Source organism: Azospirillum sp. B506 (assembly GCF_000333595.1).
Classification (GTDB): Bacteria; Pseudomonadota; Alphaproteobacteria; order Azospirillales; family Azospirillaceae; genus Azospirillum.
On sequence record NZ_BADK01000329.1, the window covers coordinates 1 to 2,457 of the forward strand.

At 70.7% G+C, this 2,457-nt stretch carries 2 protein-coding genes; one reads left to right on the forward strand and one right to left on the reverse strand.

The features are described 5' to 3' along the window. Positions 1 to 1,223: phosphoenolpyruvate--protein phosphotransferase (ptsP, locus tag I71_RS10160; RefSeq protein ID WP_042694516.1), on the forward strand; the 1,223-nt coding region annotated here is incomplete at its 5' end. A 71-nt stretch (positions 1,224 to 1,294) separates the two neighbouring features. Here ptsP and I71_RS10165 read toward each other — a convergent pair. Beyond that, the gene (locus I71_RS10165; RefSeq protein WP_042694518.1) at positions 1,295 to 1,996 is read right to left on the reverse strand and encodes a hypothetical protein; all 702 of its coding nucleotides are present in this window, start codon (positions 1,994 to 1,996) and stop codon (positions 1,295 to 1,297) included. Positions 1,997 to 2,457 lie beyond the last annotated feature (461 nt).

The window sequence follows — 2,457 nt, forward strand, 5'->3', positions numbered from 1 at the left end:
ACGAGATCCTGCCCTCCGACCTTGCCGGGGTTCCGGCCGGGCGGCTGGCCGGCATCGGCATGGTGCATGGCGGCCCGACCTCACACGCCGTCATCCTGGCCGCGGCACTCGGCGTGCCGACCGTGGTGGCGCTGGGCCGGCAGGCGGAACGGGTGCCGGACGGCGCGCCGGTGGTGATCGACGGCAACCGCGGCGAACTGCTGGTCTTCCCGCCGGAGGACATGCTGGCGACCACCCGCACCGCCGTCGCCGCCCGCGCGGCGCGGCGCGAGGAGAACCGCCGCAGTGCCGGCGAGGACTGCCGCATGGCCGACGGCACCCGGATCGAGGTGTTCGCCAATCTGGGCCGGGTCAGCGACACCCCCGGCGCCGTGGTGGAGGGGGCGGAAGGCTGCGGCCTGCTGCGCACCGAATTCCTGTTCCTGGAACGCCAGTCCGCCCCGACCGAGGACGAGCAGTACCAGCAGTACCAGCAGATCGCCGACTCGCTGGAGGGCCGGCCGCTGGTGATCCGCACGCTGGACGTCGGCGGCGACAAGCCGCTGTCCTATCTGCCGCTGCCGAAGGAGGAGAACCCGGTGCTCGGCCTGCGCGGCGTCCGTGTCGGCCTGCGCGAACCGGAGCTTCTGCGCGCGCAGCTCCGCGCCATCCTGCGGGTGAAGCCGGCCGGCATCTGCCGCATCATGGTGCCGATGATCGCCTCGCCGTCCGAACTCCAGGCGGTTCGGGCGATGGTCGACGAGGAGCGGGCCAGGCTCGGCCGCGCCGACCCCATCGAACTGGGAGCGATGATCGAGGTGCCGTCGGCCGCACTGATCGCCGACCGCATCGGCGCGGTGGCCGACTTCCTGTCGATCGGCACCAACGACCTGACCCAGTATGTGCTGGCGATGGACCGCGGCAACCCGCATGTCGCGGCGCAGCTCGACGCGCTGCATCCGGGCGTGCTGCGGCTGATCCGCCTTGCGGTGACGGGGGCGAAAGCCCATGACCGGGTGGTGGCGGTGTGCGGCGGCTCGGCCTCCGATCCGATGGCGGCACCGCTGCTGATCGGGCTTGGCGTGACCGAGCTGTCGGCCACCCCGGCGGTGATCGCCGACCTGAAGGCATTCATCCGCACCCTGCGCATGGAGGATTGCCGCCGTGTCGCCGAAGCGGCGTTGAACACCGACAGCGCCGACGAGGTCCGCCGGCTGGTTGCGGAGGCCTGGCCGGCGCTTTGAGATCATGAAACGGAAAAGCCGGCCGCCCATCGCTGGGCACGCCGGCTTTTCAATGCACTATCGAAGAACCGTCACACCCGCCCGGCCATCAGCAGCGCCGCCGCCGCCTGCCGGCCGCCATGCCAGCGGGCGGCGCTCCGGGCCGTGGTCCGCATCGCGGCGATGCCGATCAGCGACGCGGCGCAGAACAGCCCGGGCGTCAGGTCGTCGCGCATCAGCAAAGCCGCACCCAGCCCGACGATCAGCACACCATAGACAGTTTCACAGAAGCCCAGCCCGGCAAGAAACCCATCGGTGCAGCCGAAGCTGTCAACACCGGCCAGCCGGGCAAGCTGCGACTGCCCGCCCACGGCATGCGCCGGCCCGGTGGCCCCCAACGCGATCATCGCCGCCAGCGCCGCCACTCCGGCCAACGCCACGGCACCCATCAGCGGGTTCACCAGCGCCAGAATCGCCAGATGCACCGGCGCCCATACCGCCTCCAGCACCCACAGACGCTGCATCCACGCGGTGGCTGCGCCAGACGGCACCAACCGCGCCAGTTCCCGCGATTGCGCGAACTCCAGCATCGCATGCAGGGCGAACAGGCTCAGCGCCACGGCCACCAGCAGAAGAAGGCTGCCGTCGCCGCCCCCGACCCAAAGGGCGTCCTGCAAGGGCCGGGCATAGAGTGCGCTGCCGGCGACCAACAGGTTCGCCGCCGCCCCGAAGAGCCAGCTGCGGATCAGGACGGACCGGTTGGTGACCGCGTGACGGGCGATGGACGACGCCATGTCGGACGCTCGCGTTCGGAAGGGAAGGACCGGCGGCAGAGTCGGCGCCTCTCGCGCTATGGCGGGGAACGAACAGTCCCGGCCGGTAGGCCGATGGGAGGGCGGATGATCGGGCTGGTCGAACGAAGACAGGCTCATGCGGGTTACGGCCGGGCGACCGCTCCTTGGACCTTGGCGGACCTCGACGGTCCTCATGACATTGCGCAGCCACGGCGACCGTCGCATGCCCGACATGATGCGTGGGAAAATTTCCCACATCAAGCGAAAAGGTGATTCCCTTTCCCTTGCGCCGCGCTATTGTCACATCGGTCCCCACATCGGTTCAAGACCCACCCCCATCGCCGGAGTGTCAGGCGCGTGCCGATCCGCACCCCCGAACCAGACCGCCCGAATCTGGCCGGCAGCACGGGGCGGCACCGCGCGGCGTTGCTGCCGGCGGTGCGCCGGCTGCTGGTCCACTG

Bases quoted from the DNA above. Each gene is read 5' to 3' on its own strand.
- I71_RS10165 (WP_042694518.1), bottom strand. From the start codon at position 1,996: ATGGCGTCGTCCATCGCCCGTCACGCGGTCACCAACCGGTCCGTCCTG.